This window comes from Brevibacillus gelatini (genome assembly GCF_003710935.1).
Lineage (GTDB): Bacteria > Bacillota > Bacilli > Brevibacillales > Brevibacillaceae > Brevibacillus > Brevibacillus gelatini.
Genome location: NZ_RHHS01000017.1, coordinates 264147 through 282776, shown reverse-complemented (window position 1 = coordinate 282776; position 18630 = coordinate 264147). Strand labels below are relative to the sequence as shown.

The following is an 18630-nucleotide window of genomic DNA, read 5'->3' as shown; positions in this document are numbered from 1 at the left end:
GTCTGCGAAAACGCCCCTGACCGTTTTCTATGTTATCTATAATAATAGTACCATAGTATGGAAGCATGCGCAAACCTTTAGGGCTTATCCGGCACGCCTTCCAAGCGTTCTGTCTCGATCAGGACAGCCCGAGCGGGAACGTACTGGATCAGGATCTCCCCGGCTGTCAGCGCGATGGCGCAAACCGCAATTCCTATCATGATGCCTTTTTCTACCCGTCTGGAAAATCGGCGAAAACGCTCGTCGTACTGACTGGTCAATGGGGTCACTTCCTTTTTGGCAAGCGTCAAACCTCGATGCCTTTTTTGCGAAGCTCCAGTTGTCTTTCGTAACAAGCCCTTACCACTTTTACCCGATCCTGTTCGCTAATATTCGTAAACCTTCCCGATATCCACTGGTGCAACCCCTTCTCTTCCGGGGCCTTTTGTCTGACGATCTCCAGTTCGGCGAAGGCGTGCTGTACCTGTCCGTTTTTGCTCGGCAGCGCGATCCACACTTGCAACACGTCTTTTTCACGCAGACGATAAGACTCGTCACAAGTGAAAGCCAAGCCGCCACCGCTGATGTCGACGGTTTTCGCCAAAAAATGATAGCACCGAATCGGGTCCTGATGCTTGACAGCGATGTCCAGCGCACTGTCGATCCGCAAGTAGTTGCGCCGCTGCGTTCGCACGATCTGTTCTTTTTTCGGCAATTGCAGCAGCAGCACAGGAATATGTCCACTCTCCCTGCTGACGATGGTAGACTGGAATTCATAGCGCGATCCATCTTCGCCTACATACCAGACCAGGCAGCTTGTGCCAGGCCGAAACACGCCCGTCCGCCCGGTATTTTCGCTAATCGGCAACTCGATGGAAGCCATCCCTTCTGTCATGTCGGTTACGCGGCTTTTAAAATCCTCCAAGCTGTGCTCTTCTTCAGAGGAACCGGCGAACTGAAGGCGTATGGTTTGTCCTACCCGTGGAAACATCATCTCAGCAAACGTTCCTCCTTTTTTCTCCTCTCACCCCTTCATTATATACTCTTTTCTTTCCAATCAGCAAATAGGGAAAGCCGTCAAAATCAGCTTTCCCCTTGTTTTTTCGCATGCCTATTGCTGATTGTCCTGGCCTTCGTCCGTCTCCATTTTCACGACTTCTTCCTCGTCGCCGTTCATCGCGTTGATGTACACCATGTACGAATTTCCTTCGAAGCTGCCGGTCAGCTCCCAGGTCAAAACTTCCTTGCCGTCGTTTTTCCCTTCGATGAGAGCGAGTCGTTCGTTCGTCACCTTTACGCTCGGATTGACTTTTTTGCGCGCTTCTTCTTTGGAGATGCGCGGCTTGCCCAGGATGCGTTGTTTATGGTTAAACAAATATTCCGTAGCGTTAAAAGCTGTTACCTCCCCGTTGTCCAGTGCAATCTCGACTGTCACCGAATCCGGGTAAATGCGCACGCCATCCTGCATCGGTACGAACGTAAAGAGCGCGTTGCGGTCAAAGCTGTCAATCTCGGAGACGACCATGTTGGCAAAGCCGCGCTCGCGCAAAAATTCTTCGCCCCGCTCCTGCGCCTGCTTCATATCGAGCTTTTCTTCCCCAATCTCGCGCTCGCTCATCATCCAGACGACTTTGCCGCCGCGCTTGGTCACATCGAGGTTAATCGCGGCCTTTTGCCCGTTGGGGATGACGCGGACGCTGTAAGCCGTGTAGGTTTGGCCTTTGCCGTTTTCATCGACTTCAACTTTGGCGTCCTGGGTGTTCAGGCGCAAAAATTTCAGCGCGCTTTTTTTCGCTTCTTCCGGACTGACAGGCTTGCCGTCGATCCCCTTGATTCGCTGCTGCTTTTTCTTGTCCAGGCTCTGGATGCCGACTCCCCAGTCCAGATCGGGAAACTCCTGCACTTTTTTCTCGATTGTCTGAAACCCGTCGATAATCGTGTTGTCCGACTTTTTGTCGTCGGAGGCGAGCGCCGTCTCCACATCCATCCAGCGAAGCTGCTTGTCGATGACGTTGGCCTGGACGTTGCGCAGCTGGTCCTGAATGTCCTTGGCCTGCTTGTGCAAGCTCTTCAGCGTGTTGTACTCTTTGTCGGTAAGCGGCTCCTTCTCCAGATCGCGCACGGCAACCCGATACGAAAAGTCAGCGACCCGGGATAGCATCTCCTCCGTATTGCTGAAAGGCATCAAGGTCAGGGGAAGCTGGCCCACGTCCGACTGCGCCGCATAGGCAAGCCGCCATACATTGGTCAAGGTCGGGGTCATTTGCCGCCGGGAGTTGACCACCAACGATTTGCCAAGCTCGTCATGCAATTTGTCTATGTGGTAGGTCAGATCGTGGAAAGCGCGCTGATACGAGTTTTCTGCCTTAATCAGAACCGAGTTTTTTTCGTTGTGCTCCTGGTATCCCCACATCCCTGCGCCAACCAAGGCAACCAGGGCGACGGGAAACAGAACGCGTGCCGTTGCTCCGTATACCATCCCTTGTCACTCCTTCTCTCCTTTTTGGTAAAGCCGTTACCTGCAAAAAATGTGCTTCCCGATTTTTTTGACCTGTGGCCTGCTCCAGATCCATTTGGAGGTCGCCGTTGCCGGATTGAAATAGTAGGTGCAGCCTCCCGACGGGTCCCAGCCGTTCAGCGCATTTTTCACTGCCTTGCGCGCGCTTTCATTGGGTGTCAGCCAAATCTGGCCGTCCGCTACAGCCGTAAACGCACGCGGCTCAAAAATGACCGCGGATGGCGTGTCAGGAAAGGATGGGCTTTTCACACGATTTAAAATGACGGCTGCAATCGCCACCTGTCCTTCGAACGGCTCGCCCCTTGCCTCTCCGTAAACCGCATTGGCCATCAGCTTCAAGTCGTTTTCCGAGAGACGCGAAGGATGAAAACTGGCTTTTGCCTTCGACTGGCTCTGTTTTGCCGGTGCAGCGATCTGTACTTCCCGTGCGGCCGCAGCGCTTTTTTGGCTGGAGAAAAGCTCGTATCCGCAAAAGCCTGCCGCTACTAGCAAGATCAACAAACCTGCGATCCAGATTTTTTGCACGGCGAAAATCCTCCTTGGCATGAATTGAAATCTTTGCATAGTGTTAGTGGAGGGAGAATGGATTATACATGCAAATCCGCCGGGGTGAGACGTGCCTTGACCAGGTTTCCAGCACAAAAAAACCGATACGGCTTGGCATCGGTTTTTTTGTACAGCTTGCTATTCGTTTGTTTACATTTCGTCAATGCGAAAATACTGATCGTTGTCACACAAGCATTGCTTGAATCCCGTTTCCACTTGCCCGCCCGGTTCCCTGCGTCCACGGAGGGTAAATTTTTCTCCGCATACATTGCATTGAATGGTCACTTTTGTTCGTTCGGATTTCAGCACGTCTCGTCTCCTCCTTATCGTCTATTGTGGACGCGAAGAAAGATTTTTAGAACCGAAATCATGAGCGCGCTGTACCTTTTTCAAGCCTTGCCACCAGAGCACAAGCATGAACGGCACGATGACCACGAGCCAGTTTTGAATGGAGAGAAAAATGGCATTGTAGAGGGCGTGCAGGCCGATCGGCAGCGTGATGGACAGCCAGAGAAAAAGCTTCTCCTGCTCTTTCTTTTGCGTAAACTTCGCACGTCCCAGATAATAGCCCATCCAGACGGCGAACAGCGCATGGCTGGAGACGGGCAAAAGCGCGCGCCAGAAGGCGATATTCAGCCCGTTGATAATCAGGTAAAACAGGTTTTCCAGCGTGGCAAAACCGAGCGACACAGCGACGGCATAAACAATGCCATCGTAAGGCTCATCGAACTCCACATGCTTGTAGGCCGTGAAGAAGATGACCATCCATTTGAAAAACTCTTCGACTACAGCGGACTGGATAATATCCGCGACAACTCCGTTCCGCCAGTTCCATTCTGTCTGCATGATGTACTGGAGCACCATAATCGGAATGACCAGCAGCATCCCAAAGATAAATGACCGGATGACCATAGAGATCGGTTCCGGTTCGAGACTGTCACGCAGGTAAAAATAACTCATGATGGCGATACCGGGGGCTATTGCCGCGCCGATCATTGCAATCATCGATGATTACTCCTTTACACAAGGCTGCTATTCATCGTACCATGAATATTAAATCATGAAAACCCGCTACAGGAGAGAGAACCATGTCGAAAAAAATATTGGTAGTCAACACCGGCGGCACCATCGCCATGTCTGTAGATGATACGGAGGGTGTAAAGCCGCTGGATGACCAAGCTGTAACCAAAAATCTTCCTTTTTTGGAGCGTTATGCGGACGTCACCATGAAAAACTTCCTGAATCTGCCAAGCCCGCACATGACTCCCAAGATTATGAATGAACTGCGCCTGCAAATCGAAGAGGCGTTTCGCCAGGAGCATTACGACGGCGTAGTGATTACACACGGAACCGACACGCTGGAAGAGACTGCGTATTTCCTCGACCTGACACTGTCTGTCGACGTGCCGATTGTCGTTACTGGCGCCATGCGCAGCAGCAATGAGCTGGGCGCGGACGGCCCGGTCAACCTGATTTCCTCCGTGCGCACTGCCGCTGATCCGGCAAGCATGAACAAAGGCGTGCTGGTCGTATTCAACGATGAAATCCATGCAGCGTGCCACGTTACCAAGACGCATACGAGCAATGTCGCGACGTTCCAATCGCCGCAATACGGTCCGATTGGCACCATCGCCAAAAAAAGCGTACAGTACCACCATGCGCCTCTGGTGCGGGAGCATTACACCATTGCGCATGCCGACGGAAACGTGCCATTGATTAAAGCGGTCGCTGGCATGGACCCGTCCTGGCTGCAGTTTTTGCTCGATCAGCCGATTGACGGCCTCGTGATTGAAGCATTCGGCCTCGGCAATTTGCCGCCAGCCATTATCCCGACCTTGCAGCAGCTGCTGGACCGCGGAACCCCGATTGTTCTCGTGTCCCGCTGTTACAACGGACAAGTACAGGACGTCTACGACTACGAAGGCGGAGGCCGCAAACTGAAAGACATGGGCATTATCTTCTCCAACGGACTCAACGGGCAAAAAGCGCGCATCAAGCTGATCGTCGCCCTGCAAAGAACACGCGACTTCGCCGAACTGCAAAAGCTGTTCGCTCAATAAAAAAATGTCGGACAACCCTCCCACCTTATTTCGGGAGGGTTTTCTCATTTCCGCGCAAAAAGGCTTCGCCACATGAGCAGCGAAGCCTTTTTCACATATCTGAAAGGTGGTTTGCTTATACCCAGCCACGGAAGCGGGAAGCTTCTGCCATTTTGCGGACACCGACCATGTAAGCGGCGAGGCGCATGTCCACACGGCGTGTTTGGGACAGGGAGTAAACATTTTCAAACGCGCGCACCAATACTTTTTCCAGTTTCTCTTCTACTTCTTCCTCACTCCAGTAGTAGCCCTGGTTGTTTTGTACCCATTCGAAGTAGGAAACGGTTACACCACCGGAACTTGCCAGTACGTCCGGTACGAGCAGAACGCCACGCTCTGTCAGGATCTTGGTCGCTTCGAGCGTAGTTGGGCCGTTGGCCGCTTCTACGACGATTTTCGCCTTGATGTTGTGGGCGTTTGCAGCCGTGATCTGGTTTTCGATTGCTGCCGGAACGAGAATGTCGCAATCCAGCTCAAGCAGTTCTTTGTTCGTGATGGTGTTGTTGAACAGCTTGGTGACAGTACCGAAGGAGTCGCGGCGATCGAGCAAGTAGTCGATATCCAGGCCGTTTGGATCGTGCAGAGCGCCGTAAGCATCGGAGATACCGATTACTTTCGCGCCTGCGTCGTGCATGAATTTCGCGAGGTAACTGCCTGCGTTACCGAAGCCTTGAACGACAACGCGCGCGCCTTTTACGTCAATGTTGCGGCGTTTCGCTGCTTCGCGAATGCAAATCGTAACCCCTTTGGCTGTCGCTGTTTCACGTCCATGCGAACCGCCAAGTGCAATCGGTTTACCGGTAATGAAACCAGGTGAGTCAAATTCACGGATACGGCTATATTCGTCCATCATCCAAGCCATGATTTGCGAGTTTGTGAAGACGTCCGGAGCCGGAATGTCTTTTGTCGGACCCACAAGCTGGCTGATTGCGCGAACGTAGCCACGGCTCAGTCTTTCCAGTTCGCGGAAGGACATTTCGCGCGGGTCGCAAATGATACCGCCTTTACCACCGCCATATGGCAGGTCGACGATACCGGCTTTGAGGCTCATCCAGATAGAAAGCGCTTTAACTTCATCCTCTGTAACTTCCGGGTGGAAACGAATGCCTCCCTTGGTCGGACCAACCGCATCGTTGTGCTGAGCACGATAGCCCGTAAACACCTTTACTTCGCCATTGTCCATGCGAACCGGAATGCGTACGGTCAAAACGCGAAGCGGCTCCTTCAAGAGTTCAAACATCGATTCTTGGTAACCTAGTTTTTCCAGTGCTTCCTTGATCACCGTTTGAGTCGAATGCAGCAAGTTCAGTGTTTCTTGCTTTTCTTTCCCTTCGGTGCTTTCGGTTACCACGTCTTGATTACCCATTACTTACCACCTCAAAAATGTTATCGGTCAATGCAGCCTTTAGTATACACGCTTGTATCAGGTATGAGAAGCAAAAAAAAGTTTTTTTTCCATTTCGAAAACGGTTTCTCTGGCTCTTCTGCATATAAATACAACGATTGACCAGTCGGTCGCGTGAGGGAAACAAATGGCGTCCATACGGGCTTGCACGGCATAAAAACGTACATTCCTTGTTCGTTGTAGTCTTCCCAAAGTGCATTCTTTCATGACGGAGCAAATTCATTTATGTCATAATGGAAACAGTAATTTTGGAAGTTTATTCACGGAGGCGTGTTTATGAAAAAAAATAAGATTTTGTTCGTTTTCGCTCATCCTGACGACGAAACCTTTGCATCTGGCATCACCATTTCCAAATACACCCAGGAAAACAAGGCAGAATGCCACCTGCTCTGCGCCACGAAAGGCCAGGCTGGCAAACCCGGCAATCCGCCGCTTTGCACCATCGAGCAGCTGCCCGCATACCGTGAGCAGGAATTGAGAGAGGCGGCGTCCATCCTTGGGCTTGCGAGCGTGGACATATGGGACTATCAGGATAAGCTGCTGAACACCGTGCCCGTTCAGGAACTGGTCGAACGCATCCATCAGGCGGTCGAAAAAATCGAGCCGGATGTGCTCGTCACGTTTGCCCCGCACGGCATTTCCGGCCATCCCGACCACCAGGCGATTTCGCTTTCGACAACCCAGGCTGTCCAGTCGCTCGGCAAAGCGACGAGCGTTCGCAAGCTGTACTACGCAACCCGCCCTTCCAACGGGCCATTCGGAGCCGTACAGCCGCCGTTTTCCGACCCGATCGAGAGCATTACCACCATCATTGAAGGGGCAGCGTACAAGCCGCAGGTAGCCAGTGCTCTGCGGGCACACCGCACCCAGCATCTGTCCGTGGAGCGTGTGTTTCCCGGCGTCACGGCTGGCGGCTTTGAATCCGTGCCTCCAAGCAATTACTACATTCTGGCCTGGCACAACCTTCCCGGCTACACGATCACCGGCAAGGAAGCCGACTTTTTCACCGGCCTTGACCGCCCATCATAACGCCAGACAGCAAAAGCACCTAGTTGATAGACTAGGTGCTGTTTATTCTCCCAGGCATTTCATTCTTTTGCTTACGTGAAATGTCTGCATATTTCCTTGACAGCATCGTCGGCAACGACAACCTTTCCATATTCCTCCAGTACATAAATCGTTGTCGGCGTCGCTTCCCCGTACTCAGAGAGAATCGCAATCAACTTGTGGTATCGCTCCTGATCCAATTCCACCTCTTCCAGCACCAGATAGTATTTCCCCTGGTAGAAGTAGGCCGCCCCTCCATTGGTCAGCATGGCATTGATTCGGTGGGCAGCTTCAACCATATGCTCAAAGTCACGGAAGGCGTAGATAATCAGATCGCTTTCCTCTAGGGTGACTTCCAATTCGTACACGTCTTCTTCCTCAAATTCTTCTTCTTTTCCGTCCCTTGAGCTTGTTTTGCCGCGAGTTACGATCACGACCATTCCCTGAGCTGGCAAGGCGAACACTTCAACGGCAACAGGCCCTGATACTTCAAATCCCAATTCGTGATAAGCCTGCTCCATCATGTCGTTGAACAGTTCATGAACTTTAGGAATGTCACGCCACATGTCTTCTTTTTCTATCCCGCGCTCTGTTAGGTCGTCAAACGTTAAAAAGATTCGTATTTTGTCTTGACCAAGGCGTTCAACACGCATGACTGTCCCTCCTCGCCATCCAGTCGTACTACAAAATATGTTGCTAAGCCTGTAAGAGTTCTCCGCATTTTCCGACGAATGCCACTGCTGCATTCAACTATTTTTACGCATTTGGGAAAATCCGGGGTAGTCCTATCATATCACATTTGGTAGCAGGAACATAGTCACCTGACACTCTCCAAGGCTGTTTGTGCAGTTTCGCCCATCTGTGTCGATTCAGATGGGCGAAAAGCAGACTTTGTAGCAACTTGTCACTTCCTGCGCTTTCCCAGGAAAAGCTGCTCATTTAGCGCCATCCAATCATGAGTGCGACGGCGGCCGCCAGGAAGGTGGGAACGGGCATTTTGACAAATTGGATCAGCAGAACAAAAAAGGAGAAGAAGCATAGCGTGGCATGCATCCAACCTGTTTGCAGCATCCGGCCGTACAAAAATTGGCTGATATGAAAATGCAAAAGGCCGAACAGCAGGATGGAAGCTCCGGCGAACAACAGGAGTGACAGCATGACCTCCACAGGCCAAAACAGCAACATCGCCAGCCAGTCTCCGAATCGCAAAAGATCCAGATGATTTGCGGGAAAAACGTGCTGGGCAGCGCTTCCCAACAGCCATGCCAGCAGCCCGACAAACAGGCTTCTTCCCATCACCAGCATGATTCCAGGTCCTCCCGATCATTTTTCCCTTCATGTATATGGATGTTTGCCCGTTCGGGTTCCGCGCCCCATTGCTGCCCTCTGCACAGGAACTATTCCAGAGAAAACGGCCTCTCCCCATCCAGTTCGCAAAGCCGCTTCTGTATCCAGATCGCTGCCTGCGCACCGTCCCCCATGGCGATGGCAACTTGCTGGGAATGAACAGCGATGTCTCCGACTGCCCACAGGTTTCGCTGATCCGTTTCCTTTGTGCGCGGATCGGTTCGCACGTGTCCTTTTTCATTGATATGTACGGAAAAAGCCCGCAACAAATCTGTCTGGGCCAACGCTCCGGGAAAAGCCAAAAAAGCCCGGTTCACAGCCAGACTTTCCCCGGAGGAAAGCTGCAACTGCTGCAGCTGACCGCCTGTTTGGACGAGCTTTTCCACACGCGCAGCATGATAGTCGATGCCAAGCCTGTCCAGCAGCGCCAGCTCCTTCGCGTTGATCTCACTGCCTCCATGATTGACGACGACGAGCTTTTTCGTGTAGTAAAACAGCTCCCCTGCCATCTGGACGGCATGTGAGCCATCGCCGATCACCGCCGTTTTTTGCCCGACGCTCTCGTATCCGTCGCAATCCGGGCAGATAAAAATCGAGAGCCCGAGACAGTCGCGCAGCCCGGAAATCGCCGGAAAAGGGTCCGCCATCCCTGTCGCCATGACGAGCGTTTTCGTCTGCAACGGGTGTGCGCCCGCTCCTTTTGTTCTGACCCGGAAGCCTCCATCCGGATGCACGGCAAGCTCTGTCACTTCATCCGCGATGAACTCGGCGCCGTATTTCGCTGCCTGCTTCCGGCCTTCCTGGCGAAAATAATCGCCGCTGACCCCTTCGGAGAATCCGAGAATGTTCCGGTAGTTTTTGGCGACCGCCGATCGTCCTCCCGGCACGTCGATGACGGCCACACGGCGCAGGCATCTGGCCAACTGGATCGCCGTCTGCAGTCCCGCGATCCCCCCACCTACAATGATCGTATCGTACATGATTCGTCCTCCACTGATCCGTCCACTGCCTTTAGCATTTCCGCAGGCGGGCGAAACGATTACGGAGCGAGCGGGACAAACACGACCTTTCCTTCCACTAGCTGCGTTTCCGGGTGAAAACCGTTATATCTGGCAATGCGGGATACATTGGAGTTGTTGCCAAAATATTTGCGGGACAGCATGTACAGTGTCTCTCCCTTTTTCACCACATGCTTGACGACTTTTGGTTTTTGCGCAGAAGGGGTCGGCTTCTGCTTGGAAACTTGGGTTGCAGGAGCGGTTAAAGCCCCTTCCGTTTTCGCCTGAACAGGCTTGCTTTGCGTTTTCGGAGCTTCCGATGCGCTCGTGCTTGCGGGAGCACTGCTCGCGGAAGCACGAGCGGCAGAAGCGGGAGCAACAGCAGGCTGCGCCTGTTCGGCTGTCTGCGCAGGCTCAGCAGAAGTCGTATGGAGTACGACAGATTTCGGCTCAGGCTCAGGCGCAGCCGTTTCCGCTCCGGCGGCTGACGGCTTCGCTTCGCTGGTTTCTTGTGTTGCCATGCTCATGCGGACGGTTTCCGCTTTTTCCCGTTCCAGATTTGCCTTGTACAGCTCCAGGCCAATCAGCCCGAAAAAAACGACGCCAAACACCAAGAGTCCCGAGCGAACCCATGTTTTCATGCCCACAGACGCCTTTTTGCGGGTATGACGGGAGCGTCGAGGCGGCAATTGATTGGTCTCCAGATTCACTCTTCCTCCCCCTTCTCTTTTTTCAAAGTCATTTGCAGATAAAAGGCCAGCGAAACATCTATCACGATATGCGCGACGATGGGCGGCCATAAGGAAGCGTGTACATCCATCAACAGTCCTAACAGCCAGCTCGTGCCAAACACACTCGCGATTAACAAAGGCTTTTTCAAATAGCGCACGTGTACGAGCGTAAATGCGAGGCTCGTCCAAACGTTCCCGGCGAACGGCTGGATCACGCCGCGAAACAGCCATTCCTCGCCAATACCGACGATTACGCACACCAGCACCGTCAGGGTGGAAGACATGGCGCCAAAAACTTTTTCGTTGATGCTGCCATCGTCCTGCCAGTGTTTCGGCAAATATTTTTCCATGGCAATACTCAGCAAGACAATCCCTGCTGCCACCAGGCACGCAAGCCCGACTCCCTCCCACCCGGAGAAGTGGAACAAGCCAAGCGTGCCCTGCCATCCGTGGACCCAGAAGCTGCTTACTGCCGCCGCCGCCAAAACCAAACCTTGTGTCAGCCACAGATTAAATCGCAGCGTCGCTTCGTCCAACTCCAGCCCACTTTCTTTCACGTGATCGTTCTCTCCTTATTATTTTTTCGGCAAAAGCATGTCCAATGCCTGCCGCAAACTCCAGCTGTTTTGCACATCCTGCTGCAAAAGCACCGTCCGCTCTCCTTCATAAGCTCCCCGCTGCAACCCGCAGCGCGTACAACAAAAGCGGTGATAGCTGTCGTCTGCTTCTCCAAAGTATTGATTCAGGTGCTTGCGCAGGCAACTGTCAGCAAGCACATACGATACCATTTCGGACAGTTTTTTGCGCTTGACTGCCTTTCGCTTTTCCGTCTCCTGCCAAATATCCCGGGCGAAATTGTCCCCTTCTTTCGGGGTGCTTGCCTGTGCTCTGGCCAGTGCGCGCTCTGTATAAAAAGTGAGCATGGCTGTCATTTCCTCGGACATGCCAAGCAGCGCCAATGCTTGCGCATCCATCGACACACCTGCTCGGTGATGCTGCAAAAATTGCTGGACCTGCAGCGGAGTCGGATACTCCTTGTCCAGCATGTATTGATGAATCTGAACGTCCTCCGGGCCGTACAGGAGCATGGCATAGCCGGGCTGTCCATCCCGGCCGATTCGACCGATCTCCTGGGAGTAAGCTTCCAGGCTCGCTGGCATCTGGTAGTGAATGACATAGCGAATATCCGGCTTGTCAATGCCCATGCCAAAAGCGTTCGTCGCGATGATGACATCCAGCTCTCCAGCCAGAAACTGCGTCTGGATCAGCATCCGCTCCATGCTGTTCATGCCCCCGTGATAGCCTTCCACGCGCCTTTTCCCTTCGAGCTGATAGGCAGCGACAAGCACATCGACTGCCTGCCGCGTGCTGCAGTACACGATTCCCGGTCCTTCCAGCCTGTCCACCAGTTCAAACGTCAGTTGACGCCGCTCGCTTTCCCCGTTCACTTCCGCCAGATCGTAGGCGATGTTTGCGCGATTGAGCGTCTGCACCACGACGTTCTCTTGGGCAATTCCGAACAGCGTGCAGATTTCGTTGCGCACCGCTGTCGTCGCCGTCGCGGTCACAGCCAAAACAGGCGGATTCCCCAGCAGTTTTACCGTATCAGGCAGGCGCAGATAATCGGTCCGAAAATCGTGTCCCCACGCAGAGATGCAGTGGGCCTCGTCAATCGCCACAAGTGACACCCGCGCACGTTTCAGCGCGTGCTGCACGTAAGACTGTTGCAGTTTTTCCGGTGAAATGTACAGCAGCTTGCAGGCGCCAGCCGCGATCTTTTGCAGCACTTCCCGCGATTCTGCCGGGTCTTGCGTGCTGTTCAGGTAGGCGGCTTGTATGCGTCGTTTCGTGCGCAACTGCTGAACCTGATCGACCATGAGCGAAATCAACGGGGAAACGACCACCGTGATACCCGGCAGCAACAGGGCAGGAAGCTGATAAGTGACGGATTTCCCGCCGCCTGTCGCCATCAGGCCAAGAACGCTCTGTCCGTTCAGCACTCGACTGATGATGGCCGCTTGACCCGGTCGAAATGTCTCGTAGCCAAAATACTCCTGTAGATAAAAATGCAGGTCTTTATCCATTCGTCTCCCCTTGCCTGCGGGCCAAAGCCAGACGGATTTGCAAATAGCTGACGCCAGGCCCGACATAGTCCTTGATGAGCCGCAATCTGCTCGTTTGCAGCTTTTCGCTTGCGGCGACGATTACGCTTCGCATCTCGGGCGGCAAATAGACCGATTCATCCCATTCCGGACAGCGCAGGGCAATTTCCACGAGGTGATCCTCGACGGTACTTTCCTTCATGTTCCGTCTGGTGGCGATCTCTGCCTTGGTCAATCCGCGCTGCACCATCGCATACGTCCGGGCCGCGCTGTTGCTCAGCCGCGGATCGAGCCTGTTCTCCTGGCTGACCAGCCGGGAAAGCAGCGGAAACGTCTGTGCTTCCTTCATGAGCCGCTGAATCGAGGCAGCCAGCCCATAGCGGAACAAAAGCGTAAGGTAGACGCGGGCCACCTGTTGTTGCTTCGCCAGTTGTCCCAGCGTTTTTCCTACCTGCGAGATCCCGGACAGTTGCGCGACCAGCAGTTTTTGCACATCAGGCTCCAACGGCTCCCAGAGATGATACAGCTCCTCGCGCAATCCGCTCATCCAAACCGCTCTCGCCTCCGGAAACTGCAGCTGCTGCTTGACCCAAAGCTGGACCGATTTGTCAGTCACGACAGGGGTAAAACTAAGGTCTTTTCCCAGCATTTGCGACACCGTTTGCACCAGCAGATGAAGTCTTTGCCAAAACGGTTCGATGCGAGCAGCGAGGTCAAACTGCGTAAAGGGCGAAAACCAGACAGCGAAACGGTATTTTTCATACGCCTCCTGGGCTGCCTGCTTTCCTTTTTCAGTGACCAAAAACGTCGGCTTGGCGATGGCTCCTTCCCCTTCGCGCTGCTGCACATGTCCATTTTGAAACAAAGTTGCAACAATTTTATCCCAATCCTCTTTTGAAAACCCGGGAAACATCCGATAATACGGATAAAGGCTGTACAAATGCACATCCTGCAGAGTCTGATTCGCTTTTCTGCCGCGCAGTATGTAGTAAGCCGACTGCAGCGTCCGCTCGTTCGCGAGAGGAATCATCGCATTCAGGGCGACAGCGCATAGAAGCTCAAGATCCTCTGCCACACTGTTTTGATTGTTCATTGGTACTCCTTGCTCTTTTTATTATTATTTTTTGCAGGAACCGTAGCCTGCGTCATTTTCGCTGCACTGGATTTGGAGGATTTCTTTTATGACAAAACGTTTGAAAAGGTCAGAATTTATGATGGCGTACATGATCATCATAACACTTGCATGCACTGTTGGTGGATTTTTTTTCGGCGCACACTATATGAAGACATCCATTGAAGCCGAGCAAGCGGCAGCGATGGAAGCCAAACAAAAAGAGGCGGAAAAGGAAAAGCTGCTGCGTGAGCAAAAGCTGTACAGCGAGCAGGACTTCATTCGTTTTTACTACGCGGTGTACGCTCCGGTGCTGGAATGGAAGCAAGCTCACTTCGAGGCGATGGGCAAGTGGGGAAGCCTCGATCAAAAAGGACGCACGGAAGCATTGAAGCATCTGGAAAAGCTCGCCCAACAGACGCTGAAGGAGCTGGAAAAAAACGTGCCGCTGCCGACCTCTCCGCTGCTCGCACAAGCACACACTCATTATACGAACAGTGTCCGGGCTTATTTGGATAGTATGGAGCAAATCCAATCCGATCAGAATAGTAATGCCGCAACGCCCGCTGTCATCGCTTCCGGCTTGACGCTTTCCCAGAACAGCTGGTTGACGGCGCAGGAAATGGTCTACCATTCCGTGGCGGCCTGGGAATCGGCCTATGTGGTGAAAAAGCCGATGCCAGAGGCAGTGCCTGCTACCGTTACAACAGCACAATGGAAGCAGTACCCTTTCCACTACAGGACTTATCTGGCCGCCCAGTTCATGTCGGCGAACAAGCGCTGGGACAGCTACAATCCGGAAGACTTGACGGCCCGTCTGGACCTGCTGCTCTCTTCCAGCGAGTCGCAAACTTTGGGAATCAAGGATGTGGCTGCCGCAGTGAAGGTGCTGCATGCAACAGATGCCGTCCACTCCGGGGATTTCAAAAAGTTGAGTGGCAAACTTTATTCTGTTCTGAACACACCTGAAATCCCGCTTTACAAGTAGTCGTATATTTTTAGACTGATTCAATCTTGAAATCTTGGGAGCAAGAGCATACAATTGTCTATGATAGTGGACGTACCACTTGTAACGGGAGGTGAAACCACGATGACTACATGGGTAGATAAAGATACTTGTATTGCTTGCGGTGCCTGTGGCGCCACTGCCCCTGACGTCTTTGACTACGACGATGAGGGTCTTGCATACAACAAGCTGGATGACAACTCCAACAGTGTTGAAATCCCGGATATCCTTCAAGACGACGTTCGCGACGCTGCAGAAGGATGCCCGACCGACTCTATCAAAGTGGAATAGGATTCCAGGAACCAAAACCTCTTACATACTTTGTGTGTAAGAGGTTTTTCTGTTTTTTTGCCTGAACGGATGCTCGACCTGTCAACATGCAGAAAAACCGAACATTCCGGCGCGTTTTTTCCAGATTTTGTGAGAGTAATATCTTAACGTTCGGTTTTTGATCGAATTTAACCTCCTTACCCTTGTGAAATCAGCATTATTTACGAACGATAAGTCTGTTTTTAAAAATATCGTTCATTTTTTTCTCGTTTTTTTGCTTGACGGTGTCATTTTGCCGTGGTATCTTAAGTACAAATCTTACGAAACACCACATCACCAACAGCGATGACGAAGACATGCTGTGGGCCGGAAATCCCCAGAGAGCCGATGGTTGCTGCGAATCGGCGGTTTCTTCCACAGATAAGCACTTTCGAGCTGCTGCGTTGAACGGACGATTTTTCTCGTCCCACTAGATGCAAACGGTAGATCCGTTATCTCTACAGGTCATGTACCTGGCAAGGCACCTTTTTGAGAAAAAAGGAGCGAATGAGGGTGGCACCGCGAAGCAAAGCCTCTCGTCCCTCACTGTTCTGTAACAGGAGCAGTGTGAGAACGGGAGGTTTTTTTATTATTGATTCATTTAGGAGGAGAGAGACATGTTCACAGACAAAATGATTTTGCGCATTCCCGGCCCTACCCCGATCCCCCCTCGCGTACAGATGGCGATGAACCAGCCGATGATCGGGCATCGCAGCGGCAAGTTTTCCGCCTTGTTCGCGCGGACGGCGGAACGACTGAAGCCTTACTTCGGCACGACCCAGGATGTGTACATCCTGGCTGGCAGCGGAACCGCCGCGCTGGAAACAGGCGTCGTGAACACCTTGCAGCCTGGAGATGAGGCAGTGATTCTCGTCAGCGGTGCTTTCGGCGAGCGTTTCGCCAAAATTTGCGAGCGCTATGGCGTGGTTGCTCACCGTCTGGAGGTTCCTTGGGGAAAAGCCGTTACACCAGATCTGCTGGAGGCTTTTCTCAAAGAAAAGCCACAAGTGAAAGCGGTATTTGCGACATACTGTGAAACATCTACCGGGGTGCAAAACCCGATTCCCGAACTGGCCAAAACGATCCGTGCCCATTCGGACGCCTTGTTCATCGTGGATGCGGTCAGCTGCCTTGGCGCTGTCGCATGCGAAATGGACGCCTGGGGTGTCGACATCGTCGTAACCGGTTCGCAAAAAGCGTTCATGCTGCCGACCGGCCTTGCTTTTCTGGCGGCAAGCGAACGCGCCTGGAAAGTCATCGAAGCGAACAAGTCGCTCGCTTTTTATCTCGATCTGAAGGCGTACAAAAAAAGCCTCGCCGACCAGACAACACCGTACACCCCTGCTGTTTCGCTCATCTTCGGCCTGGCAGAAGTGCTCGATATGCTTGACGAGGAAGGCTTGCCAGCGATCATCAAGCGCCATGAGCTGATGCGCGACATGACCCGCGCTGCCATGCGAGCCTTGAACGTCAACCTGATGGCCGATGACGCTTACGCTGCTGCGACCGTCACTTCCTGCGATCCTCAAGGGGCGTTTGATGCAGAAGCGCTGCGCAAGGTGCTGACGAAGCAGTACAACGTCACGATTGCCGGCGGCCAACAGCATTTGAAGGGAAAAATTTTCCGTATCGGACACATGGGCTATTGCGAGCCGCTCGATGTCCTGCAAGTGATTTCCGCGATTGAAATGTCGCTCCATCAAATCGGCGCACCAGTCGAGCTGGGTGCCGGTGTCAAAGCTGCTCAGGAGGTGCTCATTGCACATGTATAAAGTTCTCATTACTGACCCACTTAGCGAATTTGGTATCCAGCAACTGTTGGACGCAGAAGATGTCGAAGTCGTCCGCCAAACCAACCTCTCCCCTGCCGAGTTGCTCGAAGTGATCGGCGACTACGACGCCCTGCTCGTCCGCAGCCAGACACAGGTGACTGCCGAAGTGCTTGCTGCCGGGAAAAAACTGAAAGCAGTCGGCCGCGCTGGCGTAGGCGTGGACAACATCGACATCGCCGCAGCGACCCAGGCGGGTATCCCGGTCATCAACGCACCGGACGGCAATACGATCTCCACTGCCGAGCATTCCTTCGCTATGCTGATGGCGGTTGCCCGCAACATTCCGCAGGCGCACAAAAAGCTGGTCGACGGCACCTGGGACCGCAAAAGCTTCCAAGGTGTGGAGCTGAACAAAAAAGTGCTCGGCGTCATCGGCATGGGCCGCATCGGCTCCGAAGTGGCCAAACGGGCCAAGGCGTTTGGAATGACCGTCATGGGCTACGACCCGTTCCTGACGGAAGAACGCGCACAAAAATTGGGTGTCATCCACTCGACTGTCGATGAGATTTGCCGCCAAGCCGATTTCATTACCGTTCACACGCCGCTGACAAAAGAAACACGCCACATCATCAGCACGCGCGAATTCGCCAAGATGAAAGACGGCGTACGCCTCATCAACTGCGCACGCGGCGGCATCATCGACGAAAAAGCGTTGTACGAAGCAATTACAAGCGGCAAAGTCGCCGGAGCCGCTCTGGACGTGTTCGAGGTAGAGCCGCCTGTGGACAACCCGCTGGTCGGCCTGCCGCAAGTGGTTACAACCCCTCACCTTGGTGCATCGACAGTGGAAGCGCAGGAAAACGTCGCAGTCGATGTCTCGGAAGAAATTTTGAAGGTACTGCGCGGCGAGCCGTTCAAGAACGCCGTCAACCTGCCGTCCATCCCTGCACATGTGATGGAAAAGGTTCAGCCGTACTTCCAGTTGGGTGAAAAATTGGGCCATTTCCTCGCCCAAGTAACTGTCGGTTCGATCTCCGAGGTAGAAATCAAATACAGCGGCGAACTGACCGAAGTGGATACGTCGCCACTGACCCGCACTGTACTGAAAGGGGTCCTTTCCTTCCGCCTTGGCGAAGGCGTGAACTACGTCAATGCGCCGTTGCTGGCAAAAGTGCGCGACATCACCGTTACCGAGCAAAAAGCCGCGCAAAACAAAGGCTTCACCAACTTGCTGACGGTTACGCTGAAAACGAAACAAGAAACTCGCACCGTTGCGGGTACCCGTCTCAACGGCTACGGCGCGCGGATTGTGAAAATCGACGACTTCGCCATCGACGTGGCACCAGAAGGATATTTGCTCTACATTCACCACAACGACCGCCCGGGCGTCATCGGACGCGTTGGTTCCATCCTTGGTGAAAACAGCGTCAACATCGCGACGATGCAGGTAGGCCGCCGCGATGTCGGCGGAGACGCGATCATGATGCTCTCGGTAGACAAACCGTTGACGCCTGAACTGCTCGATACAATGGGCGAGCTGGCAGAAGTAAAAAGCGTGACGCAAATTGAACTGTAGGCCGCTTCCCCTTCTTTTCACATTCCGGAAAAAGACCTGGCTGCTCGCCGGGTCTTTTCCTTTACCCTGCAAAATGTTAGCGCT

The 18630-nt window shown here is 53.1% G+C and carries 19 protein-coding genes and 1 pseudogene; 6 read left to right on the top strand and 14 right to left on the bottom strand.

Annotated elements, in window-relative coordinates; genetic code table 11:
• Positions 1-77: 77 nt before the first annotated feature.
• The 6 genes and pseudogenes from EDM57_RS07855 to prsW form a co-directional block, all read right to left on the bottom strand.
• Positions 78-290: a hypothetical protein gene (locus tag EDM57_RS07855; protein ID WP_246005767.1), complete on the bottom strand. Its 213-nt coding sequence runs from the start codon at positions 288-290 to the stop codon at positions 78-80.
• A complete protein-coding gene (locus EDM57_RS07850) occupies positions 287-970 on the bottom strand; it encodes a flagellar brake protein (protein ID WP_281274226.1) in 684 nt (227 codons plus the stop codon). Before EDM57_RS07850 ends, EDM57_RS07855 begins: the two co-directional genes overlap by 4 nt.
• A gap of 120 nt (positions 971-1090) precedes the next feature.
• Positions 1091-2458, bottom strand: a complete 1368-nt coding sequence (ypeB, locus tag EDM57_RS07845; RefSeq protein ID WP_122904203.1) for a germination protein YpeB — start codon at positions 2456-2458, stop codon at positions 1091-1093.
• A 36-nt stretch (positions 2459-2494) separates the two neighbouring features.
• Positions 2495-3161: pseudogene (locus EDM57_RS24040) on the bottom strand (cell wall hydrolase).
• A 32-nt stretch (positions 3162-3193) separates the two neighbouring features.
• The gene (locus tag EDM57_RS23245; protein WP_170163409.1) at positions 3194-3352 is read right to left on the bottom strand and encodes a hypothetical protein; all 159 of its coding nucleotides are present in this window, start codon (positions 3350-3352) and stop codon (positions 3194-3196) included.
• A 21-nt stretch (positions 3353-3373) separates the two neighbouring features.
• On the bottom strand, positions 3374-4048 hold the full coding sequence (prsW, locus tag EDM57_RS07835; protein WP_122904201.1) for a glutamic-type intramembrane protease PrsW: 675 nt from the start codon (positions 4046-4048) through the stop codon (positions 3374-3376).
• Positions 4049-4131: 83 nt separating this feature from the next.
• On the opposite strand from prsW, the gene EDM57_RS07830 reads away from it, so the two are divergent.
• Entirely contained in the window at positions 4132-5103 is a 972-nt protein-coding gene (locus tag EDM57_RS07830) for an asparaginase (RefSeq protein ID WP_122904200.1), read from the top strand.
• A gap of 115 nt (positions 5104-5218) precedes the next feature.
• Here EDM57_RS07830 and EDM57_RS07825 read toward each other — a convergent pair whose 3' ends face one another.
• The gene (locus EDM57_RS07825) at positions 5219-6508 is read right to left on the bottom strand and encodes a Glu/Leu/Phe/Val family dehydrogenase (protein ID WP_122904199.1); all 1290 of its coding nucleotides are present in this window, start codon (positions 6506-6508) and stop codon (positions 5219-5221) included.
• A gap of 315 nt (positions 6509-6823) precedes the next feature.
• Here EDM57_RS07825 and EDM57_RS07820 point away from each other — a divergent pair, with 315 nt between their 5' ends.
• Positions 6824-7576, top strand: a complete 753-nt coding sequence (locus tag EDM57_RS07820; RefSeq protein ID WP_122904198.1) for a PIG-L deacetylase family protein — start codon at positions 6824-6826, stop codon at positions 7574-7576.
• A gap of 71 nt (positions 7577-7647) precedes the next feature.
• On the opposite strand, the gene EDM57_RS07815 is transcribed toward EDM57_RS07820, so the two are convergent.
• The 7 genes from EDM57_RS07815 to EDM57_RS07785 all read right to left on the bottom strand — a co-directional run bounded on the left by EDM57_RS07815 (position 7648) and on the right by EDM57_RS07785 (position 13865).
• A complete protein-coding gene (locus EDM57_RS07815; RefSeq protein ID WP_122904197.1) occupies positions 7648-8247 on the bottom strand; it encodes a genetic competence negative regulator in 600 nt (199 codons plus the stop codon).
• 286 nt (positions 8248-8533) lie between these two features.
• Complete coding sequence (locus EDM57_RS07810) at positions 8534-8899, bottom strand: hypothetical protein (protein WP_122904196.1); 366 nt, start codon at positions 8897-8899, stop codon at positions 8534-8536.
• Positions 8900-8991: 92 nt separating this feature from the next.
• Positions 8992-9921: an NAD(P)/FAD-dependent oxidoreductase gene (locus tag EDM57_RS07805; RefSeq protein WP_122904195.1), complete on the bottom strand. Its 930-nt coding sequence runs from the start codon at positions 9919-9921 to the stop codon at positions 8992-8994.
• 59 nt (positions 9922-9980) lie between these two features.
• A complete protein-coding gene (locus EDM57_RS07800) occupies positions 9981-10649 on the bottom strand; it encodes a LysM peptidoglycan-binding domain-containing protein (protein WP_122904194.1) in 669 nt (222 codons plus the stop codon).
• Positions 10646-11227 (bottom strand): CPBP family intramembrane glutamic endopeptidase, encoded by a 582-nt coding sequence (locus EDM57_RS07795; RefSeq protein WP_122904193.1) that lies wholly within the window; start codon positions 11225-11227, stop codon positions 10646-10648. The genes EDM57_RS07800 and EDM57_RS07795 overlap by 4 nt, the downstream gene beginning before the upstream one ends.
• 18 nt (positions 11228-11245) lie before the next feature.
• On the bottom strand, positions 11246-12754 hold the full coding sequence (locus EDM57_RS07790) for a RecQ family ATP-dependent DNA helicase (RefSeq protein ID WP_122904192.1): 1509 nt from the start codon (positions 12752-12754) through the stop codon (positions 11246-11248).
• Positions 12747-13865 carry a YpbB family protein gene (locus EDM57_RS07785; RefSeq protein WP_122904191.1) on the bottom strand — a complete coding sequence of 373 codons (1119 nt, stop codon included), beginning with the start codon at positions 13863-13865 and terminating at the stop codon, positions 12747-12749. Before EDM57_RS07785 ends, EDM57_RS07790 begins: the two co-directional genes overlap by 8 nt.
• A gap of 187 nt (positions 13866-14052) precedes the next feature.
• Between EDM57_RS07785 and EDM57_RS07780 the strand changes: the two genes are divergently transcribed.
• The 4 genes from EDM57_RS07780 to serA all read left to right on the top strand — a co-directional run bounded on the left by EDM57_RS07780 (position 14053) and on the right by serA (position 18546).
• Positions 14053-14871 (top strand): hypothetical protein, encoded by an 819-nt coding sequence (locus EDM57_RS07780; RefSeq protein ID WP_246005765.1) that lies wholly within the window; start codon positions 14053-14055, stop codon positions 14869-14871.
• A gap of 102 nt (positions 14872-14973) precedes the next feature.
• On the top strand, positions 14974-15180 hold the full coding sequence (locus tag EDM57_RS07775; RefSeq protein WP_122904189.1) for a ferredoxin: 207 nt from the start codon (positions 14974-14976) through the stop codon (positions 15178-15180).
• 635 nt (positions 15181-15815) lie between these two features.
• The gene (locus EDM57_RS07770; protein WP_122904188.1) at positions 15816-16970 is read left to right on the top strand and encodes a pyridoxal-phosphate-dependent aminotransferase family protein; all 1155 of its coding nucleotides are present in this window, start codon (positions 15816-15818) and stop codon (positions 16968-16970) included.
• Entirely contained in the window at positions 16963-18546 is a 1584-nt protein-coding gene (gene serA / locus EDM57_RS07765; protein WP_122904187.1) for a phosphoglycerate dehydrogenase, read from the top strand. Before EDM57_RS07770 ends, serA begins: the two co-directional genes overlap by 8 nt.
• Positions 18547-18630: the final 84 nt, after the last annotated feature.

What these genes read in the sequence shown, in the direction of transcription:
- EDM57_RS07850 (WP_281274226.1), bottom strand. Translation starts at nt 970, where the DNA reads ATGTTTCCACGGGTAGGACAAACCATACGCCTTCAGTTCGCCGGTTCC.
- ypeB (WP_122904203.1), bottom strand. Translation starts at nt 2,458, where the DNA reads ATGGTATACGGAGCAACGGCACGCGTTCTGTTTCCCGTCGCCCTGGTT.
- prsW (WP_122904201.1), bottom strand. Translation starts at nt 4,048, where the DNA reads ATGATTGCAATGATCGGCGCGGCAATAGCCCCCGGTATCGCCATCATG.
- EDM57_RS07830 (WP_122904200.1), top strand. Translation starts at nt 4,132, where the DNA reads ATGTCGAAAAAAATATTGGTAGTCAACACCGGCGGCACCATCGCCATG.
- EDM57_RS07825 (WP_122904199.1), bottom strand. Translation starts at nt 6,508, where the DNA reads ATGGGTAATCAAGACGTGGTAACCGAAAGCACCGAAGGGAAAGAAAAG.
- EDM57_RS07820 (WP_122904198.1), top strand. Translation starts at nt 6,824, where the DNA reads ATGAAAAAAAATAAGATTTTGTTCGTTTTCGCTCATCCTGACGACGAA.
- EDM57_RS07815 (WP_122904197.1), bottom strand. Translation starts at nt 8,247, where the DNA reads ATGCGTGTTGAACGCCTTGGTCAAGACAAAATACGAATCTTTTTAACG.
- EDM57_RS07810 (WP_122904196.1), bottom strand. Translation starts at nt 8,899, where the DNA reads ATGCTGGTGATGGGAAGAAGCCTGTTTGTCGGGCTGCTGGCATGGCTG.
- EDM57_RS07805 (WP_122904195.1), bottom strand. Translation starts at nt 9,921, where the DNA reads ATGTACGATACGATCATTGTAGGTGGGGGGATCGCGGGACTGCAGACG.
- EDM57_RS07790 (WP_122904192.1), bottom strand. Translation starts at nt 12,754, where the DNA reads ATGGATAAAGACCTGCATTTTTATCTACAGGAGTATTTTGGCTACGAG.
- EDM57_RS07785 (WP_122904191.1), bottom strand. Translation starts at nt 13,865, where the DNA reads ATGAACAATCAAAACAGTGTGGCAGAGGATCTTGAGCTTCTATGCGCT.
- EDM57_RS07780 (WP_246005765.1), top strand. Translation starts at nt 14,053, where the DNA reads ATGAAGACATCCATTGAAGCCGAGCAAGCGGCAGCGATGGAAGCCAAA.
- EDM57_RS07775 (WP_122904189.1), top strand. Translation starts at nt 14,974, where the DNA reads ATGACTACATGGGTAGATAAAGATACTTGTATTGCTTGCGGTGCCTGT.
- EDM57_RS07770 (WP_122904188.1), top strand. Translation starts at nt 15,816, where the DNA reads ATGTTCACAGACAAAATGATTTTGCGCATTCCCGGCCCTACCCCGATC.
- serA (WP_122904187.1), top strand. Translation starts at nt 16,963, where the DNA reads ATGTATAAAGTTCTCATTACTGACCCACTTAGCGAATTTGGTATCCAG.